The organism is Streptomyces africanus (assembly GCF_030816955.1).
Classification (GTDB): Bacteria; Actinomycetota; Actinomycetes; order Streptomycetales; family Streptomycetaceae; genus Streptomyces; species Streptomyces africanus.
In genome coordinates this window covers 7,999,192-8,025,539 of sequence record NZ_JAUSYP010000001.1, presented here as the reverse complement: position 1 = coordinate 8,025,539, position 26,348 = coordinate 7,999,192, and the positions used below count along the sequence as shown (strand labels likewise).

25 protein-coding genes and 3 pseudogenes are annotated in these 26,348 nt (G+C 70.5%); 16 read left to right on the top strand and 12 right to left on the bottom strand.

Annotated features, from left to right (window positions below):
• Nucleotide 1: 1 nt before the first annotated feature.
• Nucleotides 2–1,018 carry an NADPH:quinone oxidoreductase family protein gene (locus QF034_RS36505; RefSeq protein ID WP_307178932.1) on the bottom strand — a complete coding sequence of 339 codons (1,017 nt, stop codon included), beginning with the start codon at nucleotides 1,016–1,018 and terminating at the stop codon, nucleotides 2–4.
• A 46-nt stretch (nucleotides 1,019–1,064) separates the two neighbouring features.
• Entirely contained in the window at nucleotides 1,065–1,430 is a 366-nt protein-coding gene (locus tag QF034_RS36500) for a MerR family transcriptional regulator (protein ID WP_307178931.1), read from the bottom strand.
• Between the two features lie 165 nt (nucleotides 1,431–1,595).
• Between QF034_RS36500 and QF034_RS36495 the strand changes: the two genes are divergently transcribed.
• A protein-coding gene (locus QF034_RS36495) for an IS5 family transposase (RefSeq protein WP_307178930.1) occupies nucleotides 1,596–2,554 on the top strand; the annotation gives its coding sequence in 2 pieces (ribosomal slippage) (nucleotides 1,596–1,994 and nucleotides 1,997–2,554; 957 coding nt in all).
• Here QF034_RS36495 and QF034_RS36490 read toward each other — a convergent pair.
• Nucleotides 2,551–2,865, bottom strand: coding sequence for a DUF1330 domain-containing protein (locus QF034_RS36490; RefSeq protein ID WP_307178929.1), 315 nt, complete (start codon nucleotides 2,863–2,865; stop codon nucleotides 2,551–2,553). The genes QF034_RS36495 and QF034_RS36490 overlap by 4 nt on opposite strands.
• A gap of 302 nt (nucleotides 2,866–3,167) precedes the next feature.
• On the opposite strand from QF034_RS36490, the pseudogene QF034_RS36485 reads away from it, so the two are divergent.
• A pseudogene (locus QF034_RS36485) lies at nucleotides 3,168–3,954 on the top strand (helix-turn-helix domain-containing protein); the annotation flags it as partial.
• An 8-nt stretch (nucleotides 3,955–3,962) separates the two neighbouring features.
• On the opposite strand, the gene QF034_RS36480 reads toward QF034_RS36485, so the two are convergent.
• Nucleotides 3,963–4,752 (bottom strand): IS5 family transposase gene (locus QF034_RS36480; RefSeq protein WP_370880983.1). Its coding sequence is split into 2 segments (ribosomal slippage): nucleotides 3,963–4,416 and nucleotides 4,415–4,752, totalling 792 coding nucleotides; the frame shifts between segments, so codons are not numbered across the junction.
• 94 nt (nucleotides 4,753–4,846) lie between these two features.
• Between QF034_RS36480 and QF034_RS41755 the strand changes: the two are divergent.
• Together QF034_RS41755 and QF034_RS36470 are read left to right on the top strand one after the other, a co-directional pair.
• Nucleotides 4,847–5,077, top strand: a pseudogene (locus QF034_RS41755) (IS630 family transposase); the annotation flags it as partial.
• 31 nt (nucleotides 5,078–5,108) lie between these two features.
• Entirely contained in the window at nucleotides 5,109–6,128 is a 1,020-nt protein-coding gene (locus QF034_RS36470) for a S66 peptidase family protein (RefSeq protein WP_307178928.1), read from the top strand.
• A gap of 255 nt (nucleotides 6,129–6,383) precedes the next feature.
• On the opposite strand, the gene QF034_RS36465 is transcribed toward QF034_RS36470, so the two are convergent.
• The 4 genes from QF034_RS36465 to QF034_RS41640 form a co-directional block, all read right to left on the bottom strand.
• Nucleotides 6,384–7,139 carry a transposase family protein gene (locus QF034_RS36465; RefSeq protein ID WP_307178927.1) on the bottom strand — a complete coding sequence of 252 codons (756 nt, stop codon included), beginning with the start codon at nucleotides 7,137–7,139 and terminating at the stop codon, nucleotides 6,384–6,386.
• 365 nt (nucleotides 7,140–7,504) lie between these two features.
• Nucleotides 7,505–7,744 carry a hypothetical protein gene (locus tag QF034_RS36460; protein WP_307178926.1) on the bottom strand — a complete coding sequence of 80 codons (240 nt, stop codon included), beginning with the start codon at nucleotides 7,742–7,744 and terminating at the stop codon, nucleotides 7,505–7,507.
• 61 nt (nucleotides 7,745–7,805) lie between these two features.
• Complete coding sequence (locus QF034_RS36455; protein ID WP_307178925.1) at nucleotides 7,806–8,438, bottom strand: AAA family ATPase; 633 nt, start codon at nucleotides 8,436–8,438, stop codon at nucleotides 7,806–7,808.
• A gap of 45 nt (nucleotides 8,439–8,483) precedes the next feature.
• On the bottom strand, nucleotides 8,484–8,900 hold the full coding sequence (locus tag QF034_RS41640; RefSeq protein ID WP_370880910.1) for a CHC2 zinc finger domain-containing protein: 417 nt from the start codon (nucleotides 8,898–8,900) through the stop codon (nucleotides 8,484–8,486).
• A gap of 369 nt (nucleotides 8,901–9,269) precedes the next feature.
• On the opposite strand from QF034_RS41640, the pseudogene QF034_RS36450 reads away from it, so the two are divergent.
• A pseudogene (locus QF034_RS36450) lies at nucleotides 9,270–9,695 on the top strand (APC family permease); the annotation flags it as partial.
• Between the two features lie 19 nt (nucleotides 9,696–9,714).
• Here the strand turns inward: QF034_RS36450 and QF034_RS36445 are convergent.
• A complete protein-coding gene (locus QF034_RS36445; protein WP_307178924.1) occupies nucleotides 9,715–10,869 on the bottom strand; it encodes a CapA family protein in 1,155 nt (384 codons plus the stop codon).
• Nucleotides 10,870–11,091: 222 nt separating this feature from the next.
• Between QF034_RS36445 and QF034_RS36440 the strand changes: the two genes are divergently transcribed.
• From QF034_RS36440 to QF034_RS36390, 11 genes are all read left to right on the top strand, one after another.
• Nucleotides 11,092–11,637 carry a sigma-70 family RNA polymerase sigma factor gene (locus tag QF034_RS36440; RefSeq protein WP_306960889.1) on the top strand — a complete coding sequence of 182 codons (546 nt, stop codon included), beginning with the start codon at nucleotides 11,092–11,094 and terminating at the stop codon, nucleotides 11,635–11,637.
• 151 nt (nucleotides 11,638–11,788) lie between these two features.
• Nucleotides 11,789–12,301: a hypothetical protein gene (locus tag QF034_RS36435; protein ID WP_307178923.1), complete on the top strand. Its 513-nt coding sequence runs from the start codon at nucleotides 11,789–11,791 to the stop codon at nucleotides 12,299–12,301.
• Nucleotides 12,302–12,452: 151 nt separating this feature from the next.
• Nucleotides 12,453–13,106, top strand: coding sequence for a zf-HC2 domain-containing protein (locus QF034_RS36430; RefSeq protein ID WP_307178922.1), 654 nt, complete (start codon nucleotides 12,453–12,455; stop codon nucleotides 13,104–13,106).
• 436 nt (nucleotides 13,107–13,542) lie between these two features.
• A complete protein-coding gene (locus tag QF034_RS36425; RefSeq protein ID WP_307178921.1) occupies nucleotides 13,543–13,710 on the top strand; it encodes a hypothetical protein in 168 nt (55 codons plus the stop codon).
• A 416-nt stretch (nucleotides 13,711–14,126) separates the two neighbouring features.
• Nucleotides 14,127–14,342 carry an MbtH family protein gene (locus QF034_RS36420; RefSeq protein WP_307178920.1) on the top strand — a complete coding sequence of 72 codons (216 nt, stop codon included), beginning with the start codon at nucleotides 14,127–14,129 and terminating at the stop codon, nucleotides 14,340–14,342.
• 4 nt (nucleotides 14,343–14,346) lie between these two features.
• On the top strand, nucleotides 14,347–16,137 hold the full coding sequence (locus QF034_RS36415) for a fatty acyl-AMP ligase (RefSeq protein WP_307178919.1): 1,791 nt from the start codon (nucleotides 14,347–14,349) through the stop codon (nucleotides 16,135–16,137).
• A complete protein-coding gene (locus QF034_RS36410) occupies nucleotides 16,134–17,921 on the top strand; it encodes an acyl-CoA dehydrogenase family protein (protein WP_307178918.1) in 1,788 nt (595 codons plus the stop codon). Before QF034_RS36415 ends, QF034_RS36410 begins: the two co-directional genes overlap by 4 nt.
• Nucleotides 17,921–19,630, top strand: coding sequence for an acyl-CoA dehydrogenase family protein (locus tag QF034_RS36405; protein ID WP_307178917.1), 1,710 nt, complete (start codon nucleotides 17,921–17,923; stop codon nucleotides 19,628–19,630). The genes QF034_RS36410 and QF034_RS36405 overlap by 1 nt, the downstream gene beginning before the upstream one ends.
• Nucleotides 19,631–19,729: 99 nt before the next feature.
• Nucleotides 19,730–20,275: a metal transporter gene (locus QF034_RS36400; protein ID WP_307178916.1), complete on the top strand. Its 546-nt coding sequence runs from the start codon at nucleotides 19,730–19,732 to the stop codon at nucleotides 20,273–20,275.
• 22 nt (nucleotides 20,276–20,297) lie between these two features.
• Nucleotides 20,298–21,539, top strand: coding sequence for a sensor histidine kinase (locus tag QF034_RS36395; protein ID WP_307178915.1), 1,242 nt, complete (start codon nucleotides 20,298–20,300; stop codon nucleotides 21,537–21,539).
• Nucleotides 21,536–22,204, top strand: coding sequence for a response regulator (locus QF034_RS36390; protein ID WP_307178914.1), 669 nt, complete (start codon nucleotides 21,536–21,538; stop codon nucleotides 22,202–22,204). The genes QF034_RS36395 and QF034_RS36390 overlap by 4 nt, the downstream gene beginning before the upstream one ends.
• A gap of 5 nt (nucleotides 22,205–22,209) precedes the next feature.
• Here the strand turns inward: QF034_RS36390 and QF034_RS36385 are convergent, their stop codons facing one another.
• The 3 genes from QF034_RS36385 to QF034_RS36375 are packed head-to-tail and all read right to left on the bottom strand — an operon-like array spanning nucleotide 22,210 to nucleotide 26,335.
• Nucleotides 22,210–24,783, bottom strand: a complete 2,574-nt coding sequence (locus QF034_RS36385) for an amino acid adenylation domain-containing protein (protein ID WP_307178913.1) — start codon at nucleotides 24,781–24,783, stop codon at nucleotides 22,210–22,212.
• A 17-nt stretch (nucleotides 24,784–24,800) separates the two neighbouring features.
• On the bottom strand, nucleotides 24,801–25,625 hold the full coding sequence (locus tag QF034_RS36380) for an SDR family oxidoreductase (RefSeq protein WP_307178912.1): 825 nt from the start codon (nucleotides 25,623–25,625) through the stop codon (nucleotides 24,801–24,803).
• Between the two features lie 8 nt (nucleotides 25,626–25,633).
• Entirely contained in the window at nucleotides 25,634–26,335 is a 702-nt protein-coding gene (locus tag QF034_RS36375) for a thioesterase II family protein (protein WP_307178911.1), read from the bottom strand.
• Between the last annotated feature and the right edge of the window lie 13 nt (nucleotides 26,336–26,348).

The following is a 26,348-nucleotide window of genomic DNA, read 5'->3' as shown; positions in this document are numbered from 1 at the left end:
CCTAGCGCCAGGGATCGAGGGCCAGCTTGCCCCGGGTCTGGCCCGCTTCGAGTTGCTGGAGCACTGCCGGTCCTTCGGACAGGGGATGCACGTGGGGGGTGCCGGGCGGGTAGACGCCTTGGGCGATGAGTGCCTCGATCTCGACGAGCAACGAGTGGTATAGGGATGGGGCTGCGGCCGCCAGCGTGCCAATGTGCAGGCCCTTGATCTGAACCTGGTGGGTGAAGACCAGGTCGTGCGTGGTCAGAGTGGCGTCACCGGAGGCGGCTCCGAACACGACGATGCGTCCGGTAAAGGGCCTGGTAACCGACAGGCTGGCCTCGAACGTGGCCTGGCCCACCGATTCCAGGACCAGGTCGACCCCGCCGGTCAGGCGGGTGACCTCCTCAGCCAGATCGGGGCGTCGACTGTCCAGCACCTCGTCGGCCCCGAGGGCTTTGACGGTGTCGTGCTTCTCCGGCGAGGCCGTCGCGATCACGCGCGCACCGTAGTGGCGGGCGAGACGAACGGCAGCCTGCCCGACCCCGCCGGCCGCGGCGTGAACGAGCACCGCCTCACCCGTCTTGATCTCGCCCAACGGCTTCAGTGCCGCCAACGCGGTGGCCCAGTTCAGCACCAGACCGAGAGCCTGGGCATCGTTCCAGCCGGAAGGCACGGGAAGTACCCCCGCGGCCGGCATCGTCATGTACTGCGCGAAGGCGCCCGGGCCGACTCCGACGACATGGGTGCCGAGCGGCAGCGGCTTCTCAACGTCCGCGCCGACCCCCACGATCTCACCGGCCGCCTCAAAGCCCGCCACGTAGGGTGGCTTCGGGCCTCCTCCGTAGGCGCCATGGGTCTGCATGACATCGGCGAAGTTGACCCCGGCGGCGCCGACGCGGATCAGGTACTCGCCCGGCCCCGGGGCAGGGCGGCGGTGATCCGTCGCAAGAGTCAGGTCCTTCGGCCCACGGTGCGACCGCTGGACCAGTGCTCGAACGGTCTGCTCGGCGGCGTTCTGCTGCTCGTTGATCTCCATGAATCGAACGTAGGAACCTCACACTTGCGTCAAGGTCAAGCGGCCGTCAGAGATCAGTACGGCGGGCCTCTCTCAGGTAGGCGTCCAGTGCCGCCTGCTGATCGCTGAGAACGGCAATGCGAGCAGCGAGCCGATCGCGATAGCCCTGCACCTCGTGCAGGAACTCCGCACACACCACCTCGGTGCCGGCATTGGATCCGTCAGTGAGGCTGGGCAGGACTTCCCTGATCAACCTCACGGGCAACCCGGACTCCAGCAGCGACCGGATGACGAGTACCCGATCGATCGTGGACTGGCAGTAGTCACGGAACCCATTGCTGAAACGCCCAGGGACGATCAAGCCCTCGTCCTCGTAGTGCCGCAACGACCGCGCACTCACACCGCTGACTCTGGAAGCCTCGCTGATCTTCATACCTGCAGCCAACGTCCAGCCGCACCGCAATCTTCCGGCACTCGCTGCGACGAGTTGAAGACCTGATCAGGCGTCAACAACCTCATGTCCCGCAACAGCTAGGCCCCTTCTGATGGCTCTTGCTGGGGTGGGTGGATCAGTGCTCGGGCTGGGCACCTGCGCCTTATGGTGCGGCGACATGAGCTCACGGACGCGCAGTGGCAGAAGCTTGAGGCTTTACTGCCCGTCAACGGCAAGCCCGGCGGGCAGTGGGCCGATCATCGCAAAGTGATCAACGGGGTGCTGTTCCGGGCCCGTACCGGAGCGCCCTGGCCGGACCTGCCCGAACGATACGGCCCTTGGCAGACCGTTTACGAGCGGCACCGCCGCTGGTCAGCGGACGGCACCTGGCAGCAGATCCTGACCGAGTTACAGATCGAGGCTGACACCGCCGATCCGGATGGGGTATTGGCCGAGGCCGTCGAGAAGGAAAGCGTCCGGCAGCGGGAATGGGCGGTGAACATCGACTCCACGTCCTGCCGGGCCCATCAGCACGCAGCCGGTGCCCGCCGCCTGCCGCCGCGTGACTTCCCGCAAAAGGGGGCGGTTCGCGTGAGGAAAGCGATGGGCGTGAGGCGCTGGGACGCTCAAGAGGCAGACTGACCAGCAAAGTCCATCTATTGGCCGACGACCGGGCCCGCCCGCTGACCTGGCAGACCTCTCCAGGCCAGCGGGGCGATAGTCCCATGTTCGTCCCCGTGCTGGAGGGCCTGCGGATCCGGCGGCGCGGGCCGGGCCGACCACGCAGCCGACCGGATCGCGTTCGCGGTGACAAGGCGTACTCCAGCTCAGGCAACCGCGCTTATCTGCGGCGACGGGGGATCATGGCGACCATCGCCCAGCCCGATGACCAGCAGGCGAAGCGCCGGCGAAAGGGCCGGGCCGGCGGACGTCCTCCAGCCTTCGACAAGGCTCAGTACCGCCGCCGCAGTGCTGTCGAGCGGTGCGTCAGCAAGTGGAAGCAGTACCGTGCAGTGGCCAGCAGGTACGACAAACGTGACTACATCTTCAACGGCACCCTGGCCGTTGCAGCGATCGTCATCTGGCTCCGCGACACCGTCCAAGAGCCACCGCGGACAATCTAAACCGGGGGCGAGAAGCCCTCGGGCGCCGTGCCCTCAACGAACAGCATGCCCACACGAACCTTGCCCTCACGTATCGCCCGGGCACGCCGGTACTCCGGGGAGTCGTACCACTCCCGGATCCGGTCCATGTCGGGAAACTCGATGACCACGAACCGGGAGGAATCCCAGGTGCCTTCGGCGGGCTCAGGTGTCGGGCCTGCGACCAGGTAACGGCCGCCGTGGCTGAGGATGGACTCTTGGGCCACGGGTGCGTAGGCCAGGCCAGCCTCCTCGTCGAGCACATCGACGTTGACGATGACGTAAGCGGGCATGAGATCCCCGTCCTTAGGGCACGGCGTGTACTGATGTCAGGGGCGAGACTATTCGGGAGACGCATCAGAGGATCAGTGCTTGCTCGGAGCTCAGCTTTGAAGCCATGGATGGAAAGTGGCTCATCCGAGAGCTTCTGGCTCTTCAACGGCACCCGGGCCGTTTGCCGCGATCGTCATCAGGCTCTGCGGCACCGTCCAAGAGTCATCAGAAACGGCCTAGTGCTCTGAACGGGGTGGTTCGCCGGGTTGGTGGTCGTGGCGGTTGGATGTGCGGTGACGTCCGTCCGATCGTTGGGGGTGTGGTGGCAGAACCTGTCCGTGTGCGTAGGTTGACCGACCAGGAGGGGCAGAAGCTGCAGCAGATCGTGCGCCGCGGCAGCACCAGTTCGGTGCGCTACCGGCGCGCGATGATGCTGCTGGTCTCGGCCGGCGGTAACCGTGTGCCGGTGATCGCGCAGCTGGTCCAGGCCGACGAGGACACCGTCCGGGATGTGATCCACCGGTTCAACGAGATCGGGCTGGCCTGTCTGGACCCTCGTTGGGCGGGAGGCCGTCCCCGCCTTCTCAGCCCTGACGACGAGGACTTCGTCGTCCAGACGGCCACTACCCGCCCTACCAAGCTCGGCGAACCCTTCACCCGCTGGTCCATTCGCAAACTTGCCGCCTACCTGCGGAAAGTACACGGCCGCGTGATCAGGATCGGGCGTGAGGCGTTACGGTCACGTGCTGGAGCATCTCCCGGACCGCGTCTTCGCGTTCGACGAGTTCGGCCCGCTCGGCATCCGTCCCACGGCCGGATCGTGCTGGGCCCCTGCCGGTCACCCCGAGCGCCATCCCGCGACCTACCACCGCACCCACGGCGTCAGGTACTTCCACGGCTGCTATTCGGTCGGCGACGACACCCTGTGGGGTGTCAACCGCCGCAAGAAGGGCGCCGCGAACACCCTGGCCGCGCTGAAGTCGATCCGCGCTGCCCGCCCTGACGGCGCCCCGATCTACGTCATCTTGGACAACCTATCCGCCCACAAGGGCGACACGATCCGGCGCTGGGCGAGGAAGAACCGGGTCGAGCTGTGCTTCACCCCGACTTAGAGGTCCTAACAAAGGCGTTGGACGTGTCGGTGGGTGATCAGGCATGTGGCGAGGCCGAGGAAGGCTTCGTGGATGTCGTCGCGCCGTTCCCAGCGGATGCGTAGGCGGCGGAAGCCGTGTAGCCAGGCGATGGTGCGCTCAACCACCCAGCGGAAGACGCCCAAGCCGGAGCCGTGTTCCTGACCGCGTTCGGCGATCACCGGCGTGATGCCGCGAGCTCGCACAAGGCGCCGGTACTTGTCGTGGTCGTAGCCGCGGTCGGCGAGCAGTGCATCCGGGCGCCGGCGGGGTCGGCCGATGAGCCCGGCAACCGGCGGAACCTTGTCGAGCAGGGGCAGCAACTGCGTGACGTCGTTGCGGTTGCCGCTGGTCAGCGACACCGCGAGCGGGATGCCCTGGCCGTCGGTCAGGACGTGGTGCTTGCTGCCCGGCCGTGCACGATCGACCGGGCTGGGTCCGCTTTTGGGTCGCGCCGGGCCGCCCGGACGTGGGGGAATCGATCACCGCCCGCGACCAGTCCAGCCTCGTGGCCGACCGCAGCTTCCTGAGCAGCACGACGTGCAGCTCCTCCCACACGCCGGCCTCGTTCCAGGCTGCCAGACGCCGCCAGCAGGTCATGCCCGAGCCAAAGCCCAGCTCCTGCGGCAGGTACTCCCACTGGATGCCGGTGTGCAACACGAACAAGATCCCGCACAGTGCCTGCCGGTCCGGCACCCGCGGCCGCCCCTCCTTCAGCTTCGGACCCGGCTGCGGCAGCAACGGCTCGATCAGCGACCACAGTTCATCGGACACGATCCACGGCTGCGACTGACGCTTCCCCACGACCAGACCAACGAGCACACAAGCCGACAGTCACCCCCAACGTCAGTTTCTGTTAGGACCTCTTACGTCCTGGGCCAACCCGATCGAGGCCCATTTCGGGCCACTGCGGCAGTTCACCGTCGCCAACTCCCACCACCGCAACCACACCGTCCAGACTCGCGCTCTGAACGCCTACCTGCGCTGGCGCAACACCAACGCCCGCCATCCAGATGTCCTCGCGGCCCAGCGCCGCGAGCGAGCCCGCATCCGCAGCGAGAAGGGCCTGCGCTGGGGCGGACGACTGGCGAAAATCGCGTGACCCTACCAATGGGACCGGCGACACTGACGCCATGACCGGTTCTGCACTGCCTCAACTGCTTCGACCGCGTGCCCTGAGGCCCGGAGATCTCGTTGTCATCGCATCGCTGTCCGGTCCGCTGCCGGCCGCTTACGAGCCCAACGTCGAGCGGACGGTGGTTGTGCTCGAGCGGATGGGATTCCGCGTGCGTCGGGCTCCGCTACTCGAAGTAGGGCGGCGCCATTGGTGGAGCGCGGCTACGCCGGCGGAGATCGCCGGGGAGCTCAATGGTCTTCTGCGTGATCCTGAGGTGCGCGCGATCATCGCGAGTGACGGTGGCCAGACGGCGCTCGGCTACCTTGACCTGATCGACGTTGAGGCGATCGGGGCCGACCCCAAGCCGATCCTGGGCTACAGCGACATCTCACTGCTGCATCTGGTGCTCTATGCGCGCACGGGTCTGGTCGGGTTCCATGCCGACATGGCCGTCCCTGGCTTCGGCGGGCACTGGCAGTCTGCGCCCGTGGCGCGCCAAGCGGAACTCGAGAAGCTTTACTCCAGGTTGCTGACCGGTACCGCGGCGATCGGTGCGCTGCCTGCGAGCCCGTCGTGGGAGTGCTGGCGTCCTGGTCGTGTCGAAGGTCGGCTGATCGGCGGGGTGATCAATCGCATCGTGCTGGCGCAGGCGACGCGTTTCGCGCTGCCGCTCGAATGGTTCGATGGCGCGGTGCTGTTCTGGGAGGAGATGGGTGGCCTGGCATCGTACGTGTGGGGCTATCTGCAGGTGATGCGACACTGCGGCATCCTCGATCGGATCTCCGGCATGGTCGTTGGCGTTCCGCGCGAGGTCAGTGGACTCGAGCCCGGCGTGTCCCCGACCCTGCCCGAGATAGTCCTCGACGTCCTCGGCGACCGTGACATCCCGGTCCTGGGCAACGTCGAGTTCGGGCACGCTGGCCCGAATCTGCCGATGCCGGTCGGCATCCGCGTCGGTCTCGATGCGCAGCAGCGGACGTTGTCGCTGCTCGAACCGGCGGTAGGGCCGCACGCGATGACGGGACTGGTCGGCTGAGCGCCGCGGATCAGTGAACCGACGGCCCCCGGCAGCACCCCCTGGGGCCGACTCACGCTTTGGTGACCGCCGCCTTGCGTCGCTTGTTCGGCCTGTAGGAAGGGCCATGAACACATGGTGGCTCGTGTTGATCTAGAAGCTCGGCTCCTGACGTCAGGGATCACCGACCCGGTGAACGTATGCGGTCACAGCACTAGCTAACGAGCTCGTGCATAGTTGGCGGTGAGACGTCGAAGGCATCTGTGGGGCTCGGGTTCACATCTGCCGTGCAGATTTCAGGTCCGTGATCTGTTGGTGGGACAGCAGGCCGGCGACGGCTTGGAGAGTGTCGCTCATGTGCTCGCGGCGGCCGAGGTGGCGGGCCAGGGCCCGCCAATTCTTCAGGTGTGCGATGCCGTGCTCGACACGGATACGGCGTGAGGAGTGCGCTTTGCGCTGGCGCTCGTACATCTCCTCGTACCAGTCCGGGGCATTCTTCTTGAACTTGCGATGTGGTGGTGTCACCACGCGTCCGCCAGTCTGAGCGCCCAGACCCTGATAGCCGGCATCGGCAAGGATCTCGACCGCGGGCCCGTCGGCCAGGAGCTTGACCAGACCCAATTGGCGGGCGTGGGTGATGTCCGCGCAACTTCCGGGCTTGGTCGGGCTGCAGAACAGCACTCGGCCGTCCTCGTCCGTGACCACCATGGATTTGACGGCGTTCTGCTTGTTCTTGCCGGAGATGAACTTGTCCCGCTCCTTGCGTCCGGCAGCCGGGCGGCGGACCCGGATCTCGGTGCCGTCGATGATGCCGGTCTTCCCGGTCGCGCCGAGATGCTCCACGACCTCAGCCAGGCTTCGCAGCCGCACGTCGGGGCTGATCGTGCACCCACGCTCCGCGAGCAGGGGCCGCACCTCACCGACAGCCCGGGTGATGGTCGAGCGGTCCACTCCGAACCAGCAGGCCAGCACGTCGTGGGTGGCACCATGACGGAGGTGGACCAGGGTGGCCAGCAACCGGTCGACGAACACCAGCCGGTGCTTCACCGGCGCCCACTGCACGCTTCCGCTGCCTGGAGGAGAGCCGGGCCTGGTGGCGCTCGTGCCACAACGGGCCGATCTCAGCCACGAGTTCAGAGATCACATCGCCCGTCAGGCCCGTGATCCGCCGGTTGCCGATGATCACTGTACGAGTCGCGGTCCCCGCCATCCGACCATGATCAACGATCAAGGGCTCGACGTCTCACCGCCAACTATGCACGAGCTCGTTAGGCAGCAGAGCCGCTGCCGGGGCGGGTCTGAGACCCCTTGAGCTTTCCCCCCCGTCGCTCAAGGGGTCTCTCCATGTCCTGGCCCCACCGCCCGGAGGGCTGAGCCACCTCGGGGCGGCGGGTGGCTCAGTCGCCGTCGAGCGGGATGATTCCGCCGATCATCGACATGAGGACCTTGAGGGCGATCCATCCCTCCTTCGAGGTGACGATCCCCACCTTGTCGCCGAAGTCGGCGACGACCATGGGTATGGGCTGCGCCCCGTCAGGCAGGGCGGCATTCTCCGTCTCCGGGATCGCCTCGCCGTTGGCGAGTGCCTCCAGGGCCGCCACGCCGTGATCGACTTGGGCCTTGCAGTTGCTGCACATGGTTAACCCCCTCTCGGGGTGTAGAGCCCAGGGCCCGGCGGACGCCGGGCCCCGTGTCCGATCAGACGGGCAGCTCTTCGCGGTCGACCATCAGGCCGTCACCGGCGCCGATGCTGACTTCGTCGCCCTCGTCGTCGATGAACTTCACGTTGTCGATGACGTCGGAGACGACCTCGCGAAGGGCCTTGTCCAGGGACGGCGAGGTCTTCTCCTCGTCGGCCGCGTGCATCAGGTCCAGCTGCGGCTTCAGGGAGTTGGCCGCGCCCACGAAGTCCGACGTGGTGAGCATCGTGGGCTTGCCGCCCTCGCGGGCGATGGCGTAACGCTTCGCCCGGCTGATGGCCTCCTTGGCGAATGCGGGCGTGAACTCCTTGAAGGACTCGAAGACCTTGCCGTAGTCCATGACCCGCAGCATGTCCTCCGACACGTGCGCCTTGATCAGCTTCTCCACCCGCACCTGGTCCAGGTGGTTGATGGAGATCACGGTGTCCAGGCGGCCGGGCCTCAGCATGCCCTTGTCGATCTTGTCCTTGCGGTTGGTGGTCAGGATCGCCACCACCTCGGCACCCTTGGCGCCGATGCCGTCGAAGGAGTCGAGGAGCTTCGAGACCCGGGCCGGATCGCCGGCCTCGCCGATGACGTCGATGTCCTCGAAGAACACGACGGCCGGCGAGTAGAGCTGAGCCGTGCGCACGGGATGGCCAGTCGGCCCTGATACTGCTCGTGTCCCGTCAGTGGCCTACGTACGATGCCCAGGCGGAACGTAGCGGCTGCGGCGGGGTTGAGACCTCTCGTCGTCAGGTAGGCCTGGGCGGCGGTATCGGCCGCGAGATCGGCTTGGTACGTCGATACCGCCTGCTCGAAGTATCTCCTCTGCTCGTCGCTCAGCGGCCTCACGTGTCTTCGCCTTCTCGTCCATGAACATGATGAACTGCACCGCAGCACCGCCGCGCTGGCACCCGAAGCAGTGAAAGACCCCCTTCTCAAGATCAATCGAGAGAGAGGGGGTCCTGTCGTCGTGGTCGGGGAGCACGCAGCGGATGGTGCTGTGGCCCCAACGGGCCTCTTTCGGGTCTACGCCGTAGTACGCGAGTACAGGAGCGATCGGGAATTGAGCAGGAGCCTCACGGCGAACTGAAGATCCATACGCACCCATCCCACTGACTCCTCACGGCCGAAGCCGACCACCTGTGCCTGAGGCATGTAGGCGTCCCACTCCTGGACGCTCTTGTACGGCCGCTTGACCACCAACAGGCAGTACTGCGCCCTTGGCGTTCTCCTGCTCCGTCAGGGTCTCCCGATGCCACTTCGTCAGCTCTTGGCGCGTCGCGGCCTTGATCTCCACAACAACACCGGGGACCCCGGCGACGTCGCCCTTGTCCTTGCTGCCGGACAGGGCCCGCCGCTCCGCTGAGGGCCACCAGCTTTGGAGATACCGGACCACGTCCCGCTCCGCGGCGGTGCCCTTCTGTTTGGCGGCAGGCGGCCAGTTCCATCACGAACTTAAAGGTCACTTCGCCATACGCTTGCCGTGACCCGGGTGTGGTTCTCCATGTCCCGTGACGGGCTGCTGCCCAAGTGGTTCGCGAAGACGCACCCGACGCGGCACGTGCCCACGCGTGTCACCTGGATCGTGGGGGTCGCGTCGGCCGCCATCGCCGGTTTCCTGCCGATCGGCGAGGCGGCCGAGCTGACCAACATCGGCATCCTGCTGGCGTTCGTGGTGGTGTGCGCGGCGGTGATCGTGCTGCGCTACCGGCAGCCGGACCTGCCGCGCACGTTCCGTACGCCGTGGATGCCGGTGGTGCCGGCGTTGGGCATCGTCTTCTCGATCTGGCTGATCACCTTCCTCCAGTGGCAGACGTGGGTGCGGTTCGCCGTCTGGTTCGCGATCGGGCTCGTGATCTACTTCGCGTACTCCTACCGGCGCTCGGAGCTGGCGCGGCGCTGACCGGGCGGCTGCGCCGTGCCTACTCCCCCATCACCAGGCCGTCCTCGGCCGCGCCGCGGCTGAGCACGATGTCGCGGATGCGGTCGCGGACGGCCTGGACGCCGGCGCCCTGGGCGATCGCCCGGTTGAGGTTGACGACCCGGCCGGCGTCGACGTCGAACCACTGCGGGACGAACTCGGCCTTCGTCACCTCCCAGCGGCCGCCGGGCCGTGCGGGCGGGGCGAAGGTGAAGCGGCCGAGGGTGGACTGGTTGCCGCGCGGGTCCTTGGCGCCCTGGTGGTTGGTCATCTCGCCGGCGATCTGGTCCCCCATCCCGTAGATCACCCAGGTGCCGTTGACCTTCTCGTAGGCCTGCGGGACGTGGGCGTGGGTGCCGAGGATCAGGTCGATGTCGGGGCGGCCCCCGCTGAGCGCGGCGGTGAGACTGCGGGCCAGGGTCAGCTGCCGTTCGTCGGGGGCGTCCTGCCATTCGGTGCCCCAGTGCAGGGAGACCACGACCACGTCGGCGCCCGCCTCGCGCGCGGCCCGGGCGTCCGCGAGGATCTTGGCCTCGTCGATGAGGTTCACGGCCCAGGGCCGGCCGTCGGGGAGCGGGATGCCGTTGGTGTCGTAGGTGTAGGCGAGGTGGGCGACCTTCGCCGGCCCGGCCTGGAGGACCGTCACCGTGCGGGCCTCCTCCTCGTTACGTGCCGAGCCGGCGTGCCGGACGCCCGCGCGGTCGAGGGCGTCGAGGGTGCGGCCGATGCCGTCGGCGCCGTCGTCGAGGGTGTGGTTGGAGGCGGTGGAGCAGCCGTCGTAGCCGGTGGCGGCGAGGGCCGGGGCCACCTCGGGCGGGGACTTGAAGGCGGGGTAGCCGGTGTACTGGCCGTTCGCGCCGTACACGGTCTCCATGTGGCACAGGGCCACGTCGGCGCGGGAGACGACGGAGCGGATCCCGGAGAGCATCGGCCGGAAGTCGTAGCCGGTGCCTCCGGCGTCGAAGCGGGCCCGGTCGATGATCGAGCTGTGCGGGAGGACGTCGCCGGAGGCGACCAGTGTGAAGCCGCGTGGCGCGGCCACGGACGGTGCCGGGCGTCCGTGCCCGCCCGGTTCGTGACTGCGGGCCTGGCAGGCGGCTCCCGCGGCGAGGGCGGCGGTCAGGGCCAGGGCCACCTGTCGACTGCGTGCGATCATCCATTCACCCCACTGTGGGCGTTGTGGTCGTATTTACACACAAACAGGAAAGAAGGCACACGACGTCCCACGCGGCTCCGACACGCTCATCAGCCCGTCCGGCACCCGCATGGCCGGGCGCCGTGACCGTTCGTCGAACCGTTCGTCGACGCGATCGACCGTCCGCCGCACAAGCCGGTACGTGCCCTGTCCCCCGGCCGCACCCTGCGGTGGCATACGGCCATGACGGCCGGATCCACTCTCACGAACGGGACGACCGCCGAGCACGAGCTCGCCGCACTGCAGCGCGAGCACGGCCGGCCCCTCTTCGCGCTCCTGCTCCGGCTCTGCGACGGCGACCGGCAGCGCGCGGAGGACCTGGTACAGGAGACGCTGGTGCGTGCCTGGCAGCACCCCGAGGCCCTGCGCGCCGACGACTTCGACTCCGTACGGCCCTGGCTCATGACCGTCGGGCGGCGGCTCGCGATCGACGCCCGGCGGGCCCGGCAGGCGCGTCCGGCCGAGGTCGGCGACGCGGTGCTGGAGAACGCGCGGGTCATCTCCGACCACGCCGAGCGGGCCGCGGCGATGCTCGACGTCCGCCAGGCTGTGAAGACACTCACTCCGGAACACCGTGAAGTCCTGGTGCTCGTGTACTTCCAGGGGGCGAGTGTGGCGGAAGCAGCGGCGACCCTCGGCATCCCGCCCGGTACCGTGAAGTCCCGCGCGTACTACGCGCTGCGCGCCCTGCGCCGGGTGCTTCCGGGATACGCCGCCGACCTGCGCTGAAACCAATGGCCGAGTCAAGCCTCCGTAAAGCGCCTTGCTGAGGACCCCGGTTGAGTAATCGGCTGTTCCCATCCGTGTTCCGGATGGGGCATCCAGCGCCCCGGGGCCCGGTGTCGGGCAACGCGCACGTACCGGAGGAAGGCAGGAAGGGATGCTGCACAGAAGCGACGAGGGCACGGACGGCGCCGACGGTGAACTGACCGTCCCCATGGCGTGGTTGTATGCCGAGTACATCGCCGACGAGCTGCTGCGGACCGGCGATCTGATGCCGCCGACGTCCTTCGAGTTCCGCGCGGGGCGGGACGCACTGGCACTGACCATCTTCCTCTCCGACACCGAGGGAGAGCTGTCCGGCATCAGGGTCGTCACGCAGCTGGAGACGTGGCTGTCACTGACGGCCTACGACCAGCCGTGGCAGGAGTGGGTGCGCGAGCGGCTGGCCGAGCTCACCGCCGCGGCCGCGCAGTCGGGCCGGCCCGCGCCGGACCTGGACCTGGCGGACGAGGCCTGGCGCTGGCTCCAGGAGACCGAGCTGCTCGCGCCCGACCTGAACGCGGTGCCGGGCGGCGCTCCGGTGGTCGGGGAGGACGAGGGACCGAAGGTCTGGACGCCCGCCTGGCAGCTCGGGCTGCCACTGGGACACCTCGCCATCCACCTTTTCTAGATTTCTGCGGCCCCGGACCAATCCGCGGGCCGGAGGGCTCCGAATCCTTTGGTTGCGATTGTGTCACCGGCTTGAGTGATTCCGCTGCCTGGTCCGTACCGGTGGGAGCAAGGAGTAACCCCACCCGCACCCAACGGCACGAGGATTCGGCATGAGGTCCCTGGAAAGGCATCGCGACGTCGGCGCCTACGCGCTCGGCGTGCTGGACGAGGCGGAGGCCTTCCGCTTCGAGGACCACCTCATGGAGTGCCCTCGGTGCGCCGCAGAGGTGACGGAATTCGGCCCGACGACACGGCAGTTGATGCTCTACCGGCGGGCGACGCCACGGTTCGTGCACCCGATGGCGCAGCCCGGGCCGCGCATGCTGGACCGGTTGCTGGCCGAGGTGGCGACGCGGCGCCGGGCCGGACGCCGGCGCATGCTGTTCGGCCTGGCCGCGTCGGTGGTGATCGCCGTATCGGTACCCGGCGTCGCGATGATGGCGCGGGGCGGCGCCGAGGAGCCGGTGCGGATCGCGGCGACCGACGCGCGGTCGGGTGTCTGGGCCCAGGTCACGGTGGAGGACAAGGCCTCGGGCAGCCAGGTCGAGCTGAAGGTGAAGGACGCCGCCGGTCCCCGCCCCTGCCACCTGGTCATCATCGGCCGTGACGGCACCGAGGAGACCGCGACCAGCTGGCACGGGCCCGGACACGACGACCGGCCCAGCACGATGATGGCCAGCTCCTCCAAGCATCCCGACGAGACGGCCCGCTACGAGGTCCGCTCGGCGTCCGGAGAGGTCCTGGTCAGACTCCAGCCGCAGTAGCCCGGTCCGCCCAGGGGCTGTCGTCCGTCCGCCCCTGTCGCCGGGCACCCCGTGCACCCCGGTGTGAGACTGCTGGACGACACACCCGGCAGGCCCCGGGTGCCCGCGGTCCCGGCGCCCGCTGCACCGAGGCCCTGGGCCTGAAGCACTCCGTGGTCTCTCTCGCCGACATCCAGCAGCGCCGGCTCGTCCCGCTCGGCGACATCGCCCCGCCCCTGCTCGTCGACGACTCACTCGCGGGCTGGGCCTGCCGCACCCAGTCCCTGCGCGTGGCGGAGTCCGAGTCGGGCGGCATGACGGCCTGGGTCCCCCTCGTGGAGGGCGCGGAACGCCTCGGCGTCCTCGCCGTGCAGGCGCCGTCGCTGACGCCGGCCGTTCTGCGCCGCGGCCGGGCCCTCGCCACGCTGCCCGCCATGATGATCACGTCGGCCCGGGGGTGCCAGGACTCCTCGGCCGGCGCACGCGCACGAACCCGGTGGCCCTGCCGGCCGAGATGCTGCGGGCCTTCCTGCCGCCCCGCACGATCGGCACCGGGCGCGTCGTGTCCACGGCCGTGCTGGAGCCCGCCCACGAGATCGCGGCGACGCCTTCGACCACTCCCTGACGGAGACGACCCTGCTGATCGTCGACGCGATGCGGCGCGAGCCGGAACCGCCGATGGGGCTGCCGTCACTGTTCGCCGGAGGGCAGCGGCAGACGCACGAGATCGCGCTGAAGCCGGGCGATCGAGTGCGCCCGAGACGCTGCGGCGCCTCATCCACTCCATCCTCGACTCGTCCGCCGGCCGGCTGCGGGACGACGCGACCATCCTGATGTTCGAGTGGAACGGTATGTCCCGTCCCCCTCGTCCACCAGGGGCGCCCGGCCGCCGGATCCGTCCAAGTGACGACCGGGGTGCGGTTGGACACCGGGCCCCCCGGGGGCCGGGCCGGCGCATTGATGGTCAGCGAACCGCGGAGGCATAGTGAAGCGCGGTCAAGCCGCCGCGCACCCCTTCGTTCTTCGAGAGAGGGCAACGCTGTGCCGAATCCTTTTGAAGACCCCGACGCCACCTATCTCGTCCTGGTCAACGACGAGGGCCAGCACTCGCTCTGGCCTGTGTTCGCCACCGTTCCCGATGGCTGGAACACCGTTTTCGGGGAGGCCGGACGCCAGGAATGCCTCGACTACATCGAGAAGAACTGGACCGACATGCGGCCCAAGAGCCTCATCGAGGCGATGGAAAACCAGCGCTGACGCCATGACAGTCGACCTCACCGGATTCCGGAGCCTGGGCGATGCCTTCGCCGCGCGTGTCGCCGCTCATCCCGAACGGACCGCACTCACTCTCTATCACGGCTCCACCGGGGCGGACCCCGAAAGCATCACCTACGGGGAACTGGCCCGCCGGTCCCGGGCGCGCGCGCAGGAGCTGAGCAGCAGACTGGCCCCCGGCGAACGGGTGCTCATCGCCCTGCCGACCGGCATCGAGTTCGCGGAGGTCTACCTCGCCTGCCTGTCCGCCGGGCTGGTCGCCGTGCCCTCGCCGATGCCGGGTGGTTCGGCGAGCGCCGGTGAGCGGATCGCCGCGATCGCGGCCGACTGCTCGCCCGGCCTGGCCCTGACCACGCAAGCCGCCCAGGCGCAGGTCACCACGCACCTGCGCGACCACAGCCTGGACCGGCTCGGCGTCGAGGCCGTCCTGCCCACGGACGCGGAACCTGCCTCCGGGGCGAAGGCGGTCGGGCAGGAGACGGTCGGGCGGGTCGTCGCCCGCGACGCGGACGCGATCCTGCAATACAGCTCAGGATCCACCGGCTCGCCGAAGGGGGTGATCCTCACCCATGGCGCGGTCCTGGCCAACATCGAGGCGGTGTGCAGACACGTCGGGCTCGGTCCGCAGCACCGGTTCGGCAGTTGGCTGCCGCTGCACCACGACATGGGCCTGTTCACCCAGCTCACCGCGGCCCTGCTGTGCGGCGCGACCCTCACGCTGATGCAGCCGACCCTGTTCATCCGACGGCCGGTCGAGTGGTTCCGCATGATGGACCGGTTCCGGATCACCTTCACCTGCGCCCCCAACTTCGCGTACGACCTGTGCACCCGCCTCATCACCGACGAGATGGCGGAGGGACTCGATCTGTCGGCTCTCCGTTACGCCGGTAACGGCGCCGAGCCGATCCACGCACCGACCATGGAGGCATTCACCGAACGGTTCGCCCGGATCGGCCTGCGCGCTCTCGCCCACTCCCCCGGCTACGGCCTCGCCGAGTCCACGGCGTACGTGACATGCGTGCCCGAGGACGTCCGGCCGACCGTGCTCACGGTGGATCCGCGGCGTCTGGAATCACGTGGGCGGCCGGAGTTGCACCCGGCGTCCGGCGGCGCGGGCCGGCCGCTGACCGGCCTCGGCCGGCCGCACGCCTTCGACCTGCGGATCGTCGACCCGCAGACCCGCAGTCCGCTGCCCGAGGGCAGGGTCGGTGAGATCTGGTTGCGCGGGGAGAGCGTCGGCCGCGGTTACTGGGGCAAGCCGGAGTTGAGCGCGCGGGTCTTCGACGCTCGTCTGGCCGGCGCCGACCAGGGGCCCGGCTGGCTGCGCACCGGTGATCTGGGGGCGCTGGTGGAGGGCGAGTTGTTCGTCACGGGCCGCCTCAAGGAAATGCTGATCGTCCATGGCCGCAACTTCTTTCCGCAGGACATCGAGCACGAGGCACGGGGTGCGCACGAAGCGCTCAGCGGCCAGGTCGGGGCCGCGTTCGGGATCGGCTCGCCGGACGAGCGCGTCGTCCTCGTGCACGAGGTGCACCCGAAGACCCCGAAGGCCGAACTGCCGGAGGTCGTCACCGCGGTCAGCCGCCGGCTCAGCCGGTCGTTCGGCCTCCCCATGCGCAACATCGTGCTGGTGCGACGCGGCACCGTACGCCGCACGACCAGCGGCAAGATCCGGCGCACCGCCATGCGGGACCGGTTCCTCGCGGGCGACATGACCGTGCTGCACGCCGAGTTGGAGCCCGCGCTGCGGGCGACACCGACGGGGCCGGGGCGGTGACACCGGTCCGCGCCGGCGCGGGCACGGAGCTGGAGACGGCGCTCGACGCGGCCCTGGCCGAGGTCGCGCCCCGTGGTCCCGCGGGCCTCGGCCCGGACGGGGCCGGGTTCGGGACGGGCCGCCTGAGCGCCGAGCTGGACGCCGCCGAGGTGTTCCCCGCTCCGCTCGTCGAACGGCTCGACTCGTTCGGCCTGCCCGCGTACTACGTGCCGGCCGAGTGGGGTGGCGCCGACAGCGACCATGAACTGCTGCTGCGCCTGTGGCGTACGGTGGCCCGGCACGACCTGAGCGCCGCGATCGCGCACGGCAAGACCTATCTCGGCGCCGCGTCGGTCTGGTGCGCCGGCCACGCCGAACAGGCCACCACGGTGGCGGCGGCGATCCTGGCCGGCGAACCCGTCGCCTGGGCACTGTCCGAACCGCACCACGGCGCCGACCTGCTCAACGGGGACCTGACCGCGACCGTGCACGGCGGCGGATACCGGCTGGACGGTGTGAAGTGGCCCGTCAACAACGCCACCCGGGCCAGGTACCTGACCGTCCTGGCCCGCACCGGAACGCCCGGCACCGGGCGGGGCCAGAGCCTCTTCCTCGTGGACAAGACCGCGCTCGCTCCCGGCACCTGGCGTGCCCTGCCCAAGGAACCCACGCACGGCATCCGGGGCATCGACATCTCCGGCATCGCGTTCGAGGGGGCGAGCGTGCACCCCGGTGCCCTGCTCGGCCGCGAGGGCACGGGGGTCGAGACCGTGCTGCGGGCGCTTCAGCTCACCCGGACCATGTGCGCGGCTCTGTCGCTCGGTGCCGGCGAGCACGCGCTGCGGATCGCCGCGACGTTCGTCGCCGAGCGGATCGTCCAGCGGCGCCCGCTGCTGGACCGCGCCCACCCGCGGGCGATCCTCGGCCGGTGCGCGGCGCTGCTGGCCGCCACCGAGGCGGCGGCCCTGGTCGGCAGCCGCACCATCCACGCCCTGACGGGCGAGATGAGCGTGGTGTCCGCGGTGGTCAAGTCCCTCGCGCCGACCCTGACCGACTCGGTGATCCACGAGCTGGCCGAACTGCTCGGAGCACGGTCCTTCCTCACCGGCGTGTACGCGCACGGGGCCTTCCAGAAGACCTGGCGCGACCATCAGATCGTGTCGGTGTTCGACGGCAGCACTCCGGTGAACCGCGCCGCTCTCGTGCAGCAGTTCCCGCGCCTGGTGCGCGAGTACTCCGCCGGCGCGGCCGACCAGGAGGGGCTGGCGGAGGCGGCGTCGGCGGGCGAGCCGCTGCGGCCGCTGGACCGCGGGGCTCTGACACTGCTGTCCCGCAGGGGATGTTCCGTGGTGCAGTCCCTCCCCGCGCTGTCCGGGGCCCTCGCCACCGGAACGGCTCCCGAGGGGCTCGCGGAGCATGCCGCCGCTGTCGAAGCCGCCACCGCCGAAGTCCATCAGCTGATGGCGGCTGTGCCTCCGGCCGCCCACCCGCCGATGGCCGCCTACGAGATCGCCGCCGCCTACGAACTCTGTTACGCGGCGGCGGCGTGCCTGCACGCCTGGTCGGCCGGACGGCACCGGCAGGACGGCGAACCGTTGTGGGAGGACGGCCTGTGGGTGCGGGCCGCCCTGCGAGCCCTGCGCGCCAGGCTCGCCGCGACACTGCGGATCCCGGCACCGGTCGCGGCACCGGGAGACGACCGGATCGACGACCTGCTCGCACAGCGGGTGGCGCAGGCGGCGCGCTCCGGCGGTCCCGTGTCCCCGTTCGGAACGCCGGCGCACCGGCTCCGGGACGGCCGCTGATGAGCGCCGCGGAGCTGGACGTGCTGCTGGGCGACGTCTGGGACGACCGGAACCCGGTGGGTCAGCGGGCGGTTCTGGACGCCGACGAACGGCAGGAGATGCTCGCCGAGGGCGAGCGGGTGCTGGACGACTACCGTCTGAACGCCGAGTTCGTGCCGGTGGCGTACGGCGGCCGCCTGGAGCGCGCCGACCGGCTCGCCGAGGTGCTGCGGACCCTGTGGCGGCGCGACCCCTGTCTCGGTCTCGGATACGGCTTCAGCTCCCTCATCGCCTCCGTCAACATCTGGAGCAGCGGCAGCGAGGAGCAGCGGCGCCGGGCGGCGGACCTGTTGCTGGGGAACGGCCGGATCGCTGCGGCGTTCCACGAGCTGGCGCACGGCAACGACTTCGCGCACGCGGAGTGCGCCGCCCACCCGGAGGGAACGGGCTGGCGGCTGTCCGGGCGCAAGGAGATCGTGACGAACGTGCGGCGGGCGGAGGCCATGGTGCTGTTCGCCCGGACCGGGCCGGGCGCGGGCAGCCGCAGCCACAGCCAGTTCCTCCTCACGCGCGACGACCTGCCCGCCGGGACGATCCGGGACCTGCCGCGTTTCCACAGCTCCGGCATGCGCGGCGTCCAGCTCGGCGGCGTGGAGTTCGCCGGCTGTCCCCTCCCCGAGGACGCGCTGATCGGCTCGCCGGGGCAGGGCATCGAGGTGGCGCTGCGCTCGTACCAGCTGACCCGCTCGGTGGGCCCGGCGATGATCGTCGGGCCACTGGACACCGCGCTGCGCCTCGCGGTCCGGTCCTCCCTCGACCGCCGTCTGTACGGCGGCAGGGTCGCCGACCTGCCGTACGTGCGCGCGGTGATCGCCCGCGCCTACGCCGACCTTCTGGCCATGGACGTGTTCTCGGCGGTGATCGTGCGGGCGCTGCACCTGGAGCCGGAGTCGATGGCGGTCTACGCCCCGGCGGCGAAGTACCTCAACGCGCGGCTCCTGCTCGACGCGTTCGAGGACCTGCGGGCGGTCCTGGGCGCGAGATCCTACCTGCGGCAGGGCCCGTACGCGCTGTTCCAGAAGCTGGCCCGGGACGTCGCTCCCGCCACCTTCGCCCATGTGTCGCTCAGCGCCGCCCTGGTGACGCTGCTGCCGCAACTCCCCCGGCTGGCCCGCAGGTCCTGGTTGGACGGCCCGCCTGCCGCGCCGTCGCTGTTCGACCCGGTCGGCGACCTGCCCGCGTTGTCCCTGGAGCGGCTGAGCACCGGTATGCCACGCCACGACGGCATCGTCGGCGCGCTCACCGAGCTCGCGGACGGTGTGCCGGCCGACGACCCGGATCCGGTCCGCCGGTTCGCCGCCCGGTGCCGGGACGAGCTGCGGGCGGTGCGGGACGGGTGCGCGGCGCTCGGACCGGCGGACATCACGATCGACGCCTCGCCCGCCGCGTTCGCCCTCGCCGACCGGTACACGACGGTCCTCGCGGCCGCCTCCGCGCTGGCGGTGTGGCGCCGGTGCGGCACCCGCTACCCCGATGCCGCCCTGCTGGGCGCCCTGGACCGGCTGACCGGGAGGATGGGCGGTCCGCCGGTCCTCACCCCGGCCGAACGCGAGGACGTGGAGCGGCGTCTGTTCGACCTGGCCGTCGAGCGCTGTCTGGACAGCCGTCTGTTCGACCTGTCCGCGCGGCGCGTCCCGGATGCGTCGAGCCCGCACGCCCCGCGGACATGAGCCCGGCCCAGCCGGAACCGGTCCAAAGCACGGCTTCGTCCACGCTCTTCCGTACTTTCGGCCGGTCCGCGACGTGCGTCGGCTTCCTAGCCTGAGCGCATGACTTCAGCGGAGCAGCCGACAAGGCCACCGGGAAAGATGTTCAACGTCGGGCTGGGCGTCGTGCTCGCCCTGGGAATCCTTTTCACCGCATTCATGTTCATGACCAGCTGGGGCGGCGCCTCCTGGATGTTCGGGTGCGCCGTCTCGATCGTCATGACCGGCCTCGCGCTGTTGCGCGAGCGGCACAAATTGCTCATCTCGCTCGCGGGTCTGGTCGTGACGGCCGTCGCCATCGCGGTGTCCCTGAAGGTCGGGGACGATCTGCCGCAGGAGCCCGCGCCCGTCACGGCGTTCGCCCTGGCGGTGCTGGTCGGCTCCGCGCTCAGGACACTGCCGGCGGGGCCGGCCGCCGCGATCGCCCTGGGCGGCGTCGTGGTGACCGCGGTCCCCTGGAGCGACGGGTTGAGCGGGGTGACGGCCCTGGCCACGATGGCGATGATCATCGCTCTCGTGCTGGGTCCGGTGCTGCGCGGCCTCGACAGCCGGGCGCTGGCCACCGCCCGGACCTCACAGGACTCCTGGGCCAACCCGCCGCAGCCGTAGCATGCCAGGAGATCTGAACGCGATGAGCGCCGCCCAGCACACCGCCCGCACCGCGGAGCCACCCGGCACCCCGCCCGCGACCCCGCCGAACCGGGCGGACCGCGGGCCCGGATTCGGTAGCCTGATCAACGTGACCATTCCGAACCCATGGGCCAAGGGCGTGTCCACGGTCGGGCTCGGCGTCACGTTCCTCGCGGCGATCGCCATCCAGGCCGTCGCCCTCGCACAGACCTGGGGAGCCGCGTCCTGGGTACCGGGCGCGGCTGCCGCGGTGGTGGTGTGCGGGCTCGCTCTGATGCGTCATCGGGGGCGGACCTGGACGGCGGTCGCGGGCCTCGTCGTGGCCGCGGTGGCCTTCGTCGTCCCCCTGCTGCCGGACGTCCAACTGCCCGCCGGGCTCGGCCCGTCCATCGCCCTGGGCCTGGCGGTGCTCATCGGATCCGCGGTCCGGGTGCTGCCGACGGTGCGGGCCGGGGCCATCGCGGGCTGCGGACTCCTGCTGGTGGCCGCCCAGTTCGTGTCCCGGCCGGCGACGGCCGTCACGGCCATCGCCGCGGTGGCCTGGCTGGCCGCGCTCGGGGTGGGGTTGTCGCTGCGCAGGCTCGACGACCGGGCGAAGGCCAACGCCAAACGGGTCCGCCGGTCCGAACGGCTGGAGCTGGCCCGGGAGTTGCACGACATCGTGGCCCACCACATCACCGGGATGCTGATCCAGGCGCAGGCCGCTCAGGTCGTGGCCCGCCGGGACCCGGAGAACGTGGCGGACTCGCTGACCGAGATCGAGGCCGCCGGGTTCGAAGCCATGGCCGCGATGCGCCGGGTGGTCGGCCTGCTGCGCGACACCGACGACGCCGCGCCCGCCTCGCCCGGGCCGGAGGGGCTGAGCAGGCTGGTCGAACGCTTCAGCCGCCAGGGCCCGAAGGTGCGCCTGCACGCGCCGGAGGACGACACCGAGTGGCCGCCCGAGGTGACGAGCACGGTGTACCGCATCGTCCAGGAGGCCCTGACGAACGTCCTGCGGCACGCGCAGCACGCCCGCTCCATCGACGTCACCGTCAGCCGCGACACCGAGACCGTCACCGTCGAGGTCGCCGACGACGCCCCGCCGAACGCCCCCCGCCCCCACCACCGCGGCGGGTACGGTTTGATCGGCATGCGCGAACGCGTCGAGACGCTCGGCGGCTCACTGTGCGCCGGGCCCCGCCCAGGCGTCGGCTGGTCCGTGCGGGCGACCCTGCCCGTCCCCACCAGGGAGCCCGGATGACCATCAAGGTCCTGCTCGCCGACGACCAGGCGATGATCCGCCGCGGCCTGCGGCTGATCCTGGAGGATCAACCCGACATCTCCGTCCTCGGCGAGGCCGAGGACGGCGTCGAGGCGATCTCCATGGCCAGGCGGCTGCGGCCGGACGTCTGTCTGGTGGACATCAGGATGCCCAGGCTCGACGGCATCGAGGTCACCCGCGCGCTGGCCGGCCCGGGGGTGACCGATCCGATCCGGGTCATCGTGGTCACCACGTTCGACCTCGACGACTACGTGTACGGGGCACTGCGGGGCGGCGCGGCGGGGTTCGTCCTCAAGGACGCCGGTCCCGCCCTGCTCATCGAAGCCGTCCGCGCCGCCTACAACGGCGAGGCGCTGGTCTCGCCGTCGGTCACCCTGCGGCTGCTGAAGCACCTGAACGAGACCCAGGCGATGCCCCGGGGCCGCGCCAAGGACACTCCGCAGCTGTCCGGACGCGCGCTGGAGGTCGTCAAGGCCATCGCGCGCGGCCGCACCAACCAGGAGATCGCCGCCGAGCTGTTCATCTCGCTCAGCACGGTCAAGAGCCACCTGTCGGGCATCCAGACCAAGCTCGGGGTGCGCAACCGAACCGAGATCGCCGTCTGGGCCTGGGAGAACCGCGTCGTCGAGAGCACCTCCGAGTAAGCCGGTCACTCCCTCAGCACGACTGCCAGCTCCCGCACCGTCGGGTTGAGGTAGAGCACGCGTATGTGCAGGGGCGGCAGGCCCCGTTCGCGCATCATCGAGGCCATCCTGACGGCGAGCAGCGAGTTCCCGCCCAGTTCCCAGAAGCTGTCGGACAGGCTCACGGTGAAGCCGAAGAGCTGCTCCCACAGCGTCAGCAACTCGCCGGAGAGGTCGTCCTCGTCCACCGCCGGCTCTTCTCTCCCGCGGGAGGAGGACGCTGCCGGTTCGGGCAGGGCGGCGAGGTCGACCTTCCCGTTCGCCGTCATGGGAAGCGCCGGCACAGCCGTGACGGTCGAGGGCAGCATGTAGTCGGGGAGGATCCGGGCGGCCCGCTCCCGTACGCCCGCGGTGGAGCCCTCGGAGAGGACCACGTAGGCGTCGAGCCGGCCGGTCGCCGCGTCGTTCGGATCCACCTGACGCAGCATCACGGCGGCGGCGGTCACCCCGGGGCACTCGGCCAGCACCGAACGGATCTCGTCCAGCTCGATGCGGAACCCCCGCAACTTGACCTGGTTGTCGAGGCGTCCCAGATGCTCCAGCGCGCCGTCCGGCCGCAACCGCCCCCGGTCTCCGGTGCGGTACATCAGCCCGCCGCCGAACGGATCGGGGCGGAACCGCTCCCGTGTCAGCTCCGGGCGCCGCAGATAACCGAGCGCCACCCCGGCGCCGCCGACGTGGATCTCGCCGGCCACCCCGGGAGGCGCGAGTCGCCCCGCCGCGTCCAGGACGTACACCCGCCAGCCGGGGAGCGCCCTGCCCACGGACCGGGAGCCGGCCAGGGCGAGTCGTCGCGTGACGGTCTCGGCGGTGACGTGCACGGTGGTCTCGGTGATCCCGAACATGTTGACCAGGCGGCAGCGGGATTCGGGGTACCGGTCGAGCCACGGCAGCAGGCTCCGGGCGTCCAGCGGCTCGCCCCCGAAGATCACCAGCCGCACCCCGAGCCGCCTGCCCTTGGCGCGGTCGGCCTCCGCGAGTTGGGCGAAGGCGGACGGTGTCTGGCTGAGCACGGTGACCTTATGGACGGCGACGAGGTCGTGGAACTGCTCGGGCGACCGGGACACCCAGTACGGGACGACGACGAGACGGCCGCCGGTCATCAGACAGCCCCAGATCTCCCAGACCGAGAAGTCGAACGCCACGGAGTGGAAGAACGTCCACACGTCGGCGGCGCCGAGGGTGAAGTCGTCGCGGGTGGCGTCCATCAGGGCGACGACGTTGGCGTGCGGGACGAGCACCCCCTTGGGTCTGCCGGTGGACCCCGAGGTGTAGATCACGTACGCCGGGTCCTCGGGTCCGGTGCCGGTCACGGGCGGACCGTCCGCTCGGTCGTCGCTCAGCCCCAGCACCTGTGCGGGCGTGAGCACGTCGACGCCCGGGGAGCCGGGGAACCCCTCCGGCTCGGTGATTACGACCCGCAAGCGGGAGTCCGCGACCGTGTAGGCGAGACGTTCCGACGGATACGCCGGATCCAGCGGCACATAGACCGCCCCCGCCTTGAGCACGGCCAGCAGGACCGCCACGAGGTGCGCCGATCGCTCCAGGCAGACACCGACCAGGGTCCCGTCGCTCACCCCGGCCGCGCGCAGACCGTGCGCGAGCCGGTCGGACCACCGGTCGAGCTCGCGGTAGGTCACCGGGAGGTCCTCGTCGAGGAGCGCGACCGCGTCGGGACGCTCGGCGACCCTCTCGGCGATCACGTCCGGGATCCGTCGCGACGTGCCGCGCGGCGGCCGCGGCGCTCGCCCGAGCCGCAGGATCCGGTCGCGTTCCGCCGCGTCGAAGAGGTCGGACGGGCCGGTGAGCTGCCGATGCGCCTCGGCCAGATGGCGGACGAACTGTCTCGCGATCGGCTCGCTCACGCGGTCGAGTCTGTGGTCGCAGCGCAGGCCGTCCTCGCCGACTGTGACCGTCAACGGGAAGACGGGCGCCAGGCACGGCACGTACTCCCCCTCGCCGCCCAGGTCGAAGACCAGCCCGGCGCTCACGGCCCCGGCCGGCGGGAGGCCGCCCCGTTCACCGGTGTCCAGCGCGGCGACCACCGGCGATCGCTCCGGCTCGTACCGGGAGAGCACGACGGCGAGCGCCGCCTGCCAGCCCGCCGGATCACGGGACGTCCCCTCGGGCAGCGTGACCAGGTGGCCCGCCGAGGCTTCCCCCTGACTCCGGTCCCCCAGCCCCCAGGAGGGTGCGTGGTCGAAGTCTCCCGGCGGGTCTGCTCGTGCCGGCACGGGCTTCCCGCCGTCGCGCACCGCGGCCGCCAGGCGGCGTAACGCCCGCTGGTCGAACGCGGCCCGGTGCGCCACGACGACGAGGTCGGCCGGGCCGTCGGTGTAGCGGATCAGCACGGTGCGCGATCCACGGCCGGCGTCGACCGGCCGGTACAGCTCGCGCTCGCGGCGGCGCTCGGCGCCCGGCTCGTCGCTCGCGAAGGGCACCTGTTCCACCCAGGGCACGTCCACGCTGTCGGAGGCTTCGAGGCGGACGCGCAGCGCGTGGCACTGACCGGCGTCCTCGCCTGACTGGAAGGTGACCACGTCCCACTCCCTGCGGTTCAGCGGGCCGTGAACCCGCCGTCGACGGTGATGACCGATCCCGTGACCTGCCGGGACCCGTCGGAGGCGAGCCAGACCGCGGCCGAGGCGACATCGTCCGGCTCGATCAGGGCGTTCATGGGCTGCGCCTGGACGAACGCCTCCTCGTGCTCGGTGACCGGCACCTGAAGCGACCTGGCGATCTCCGACAGCATCCGGCCCTCCACCACCGCGTCGTCCCGGACCGAGCCCGGGCACAGGGCGTTGACCCTGACCTTCACCGGGGCGAAGTCGAGAGCCGCGGCCTTGGTGAGCCCGATGACGCCGTGCTTGGCCGCCACGTAACCCGCGAAGTTGCGGTATCCGACCTGCCCGGCCGTGGACGCGACGTTGACGATGCTGCCGGCCCGCTGGGCCTTAAGGATCTTGCCGACCGCCTTGATCGCGCGCCACGCGCCGGAGAGATCCACATCGATCATGAGCTGCCACTCGTCCTCGTCGATCTCGTCGGCGGGCTTGCCGGAAGGGGCGGCGATCCCGGCGTTGTTGAGCAGCACGTCGATGCGTCCGAACCGGCCGTGGGCGTCGTCCACGGCGTGCCGCAGAGCGGCGAGGTCGCGGACATCGGTCTGCCGGGCCAGGACGGCGGCGCCGTGCTCGCGGCACAGTTCGGCGGTGTGGTCGAGCTGACCCGCGTTGCCCAGCGGATACGGCACGCCGGGCAGGTCGGCGCAGAGGTCGAGGAGGACGAGATCGGCGCCCTCCCGGGCGAAGGCGACCGCGCAGGCACGTCCCAGGCCCCGCGCGGCACCGGTGACGATCGCGGTCTTGCCGGCAAGCTGCATGGCCGCTCCTAACGGGCGAGTGCGTCGTCGACCAGACGCAGCAGGCTGCCGGGGTCCTCGGCGATGTACATGTGCCCGCCCTCCACCTCGGCCTGGGTGAAATCGGCGCTGGTCGCCTTGGCCCATTCGCCGGTCTGCTCGGCCGTGACCAGGTCGTCCCCGGTGCCGCGCACGGCGGTGACGGGCAGCGGCAGCGGCCGGTCCGTGGAGGGGACGTAGTTCTCGTGCATCTCGACGTCGGCCCGCAGGGTCGGCAGGATCAGCTGGCGCATGTCCGGATCGGACAGCGCCTCGTGGTCGTAGCCGGCGAACTCCTTGACGCGCAGCAGGAACTCCTCGTCGGGCAGGCCGGTGGCCCGCCTGGTCCGCCGCGTCCAGGGGCCCGGTGAGCCGCTCACGAAGAGCCGCGCCACGTCGGCTTGGGTGCGGTCGGCCAGCAGGTGGGCGAGTTCGTACGCCAGCACCGCGCCGAGGCTGTGCCCGAAGATCGCGACCCGGTCGCCCGGGCTGATCTCCTCGGTCACGGCGGGGAACAGCCCGGCGGCGGCCTGCGCCACGTCCCGGTACGGGTTCTCGGAGAGCCGCCACTCCCGGCCCGGTAACTGGAGTGCCACGATCCGCGGGTTCCCGTCCGTCAGCGCCGCCCATGGGTGGAAGAACGAGGCGCCGGCACCCGCGAAGGGGACACACAGCAGGGATGTCCGTCGCATGTCTGCTCTCTCC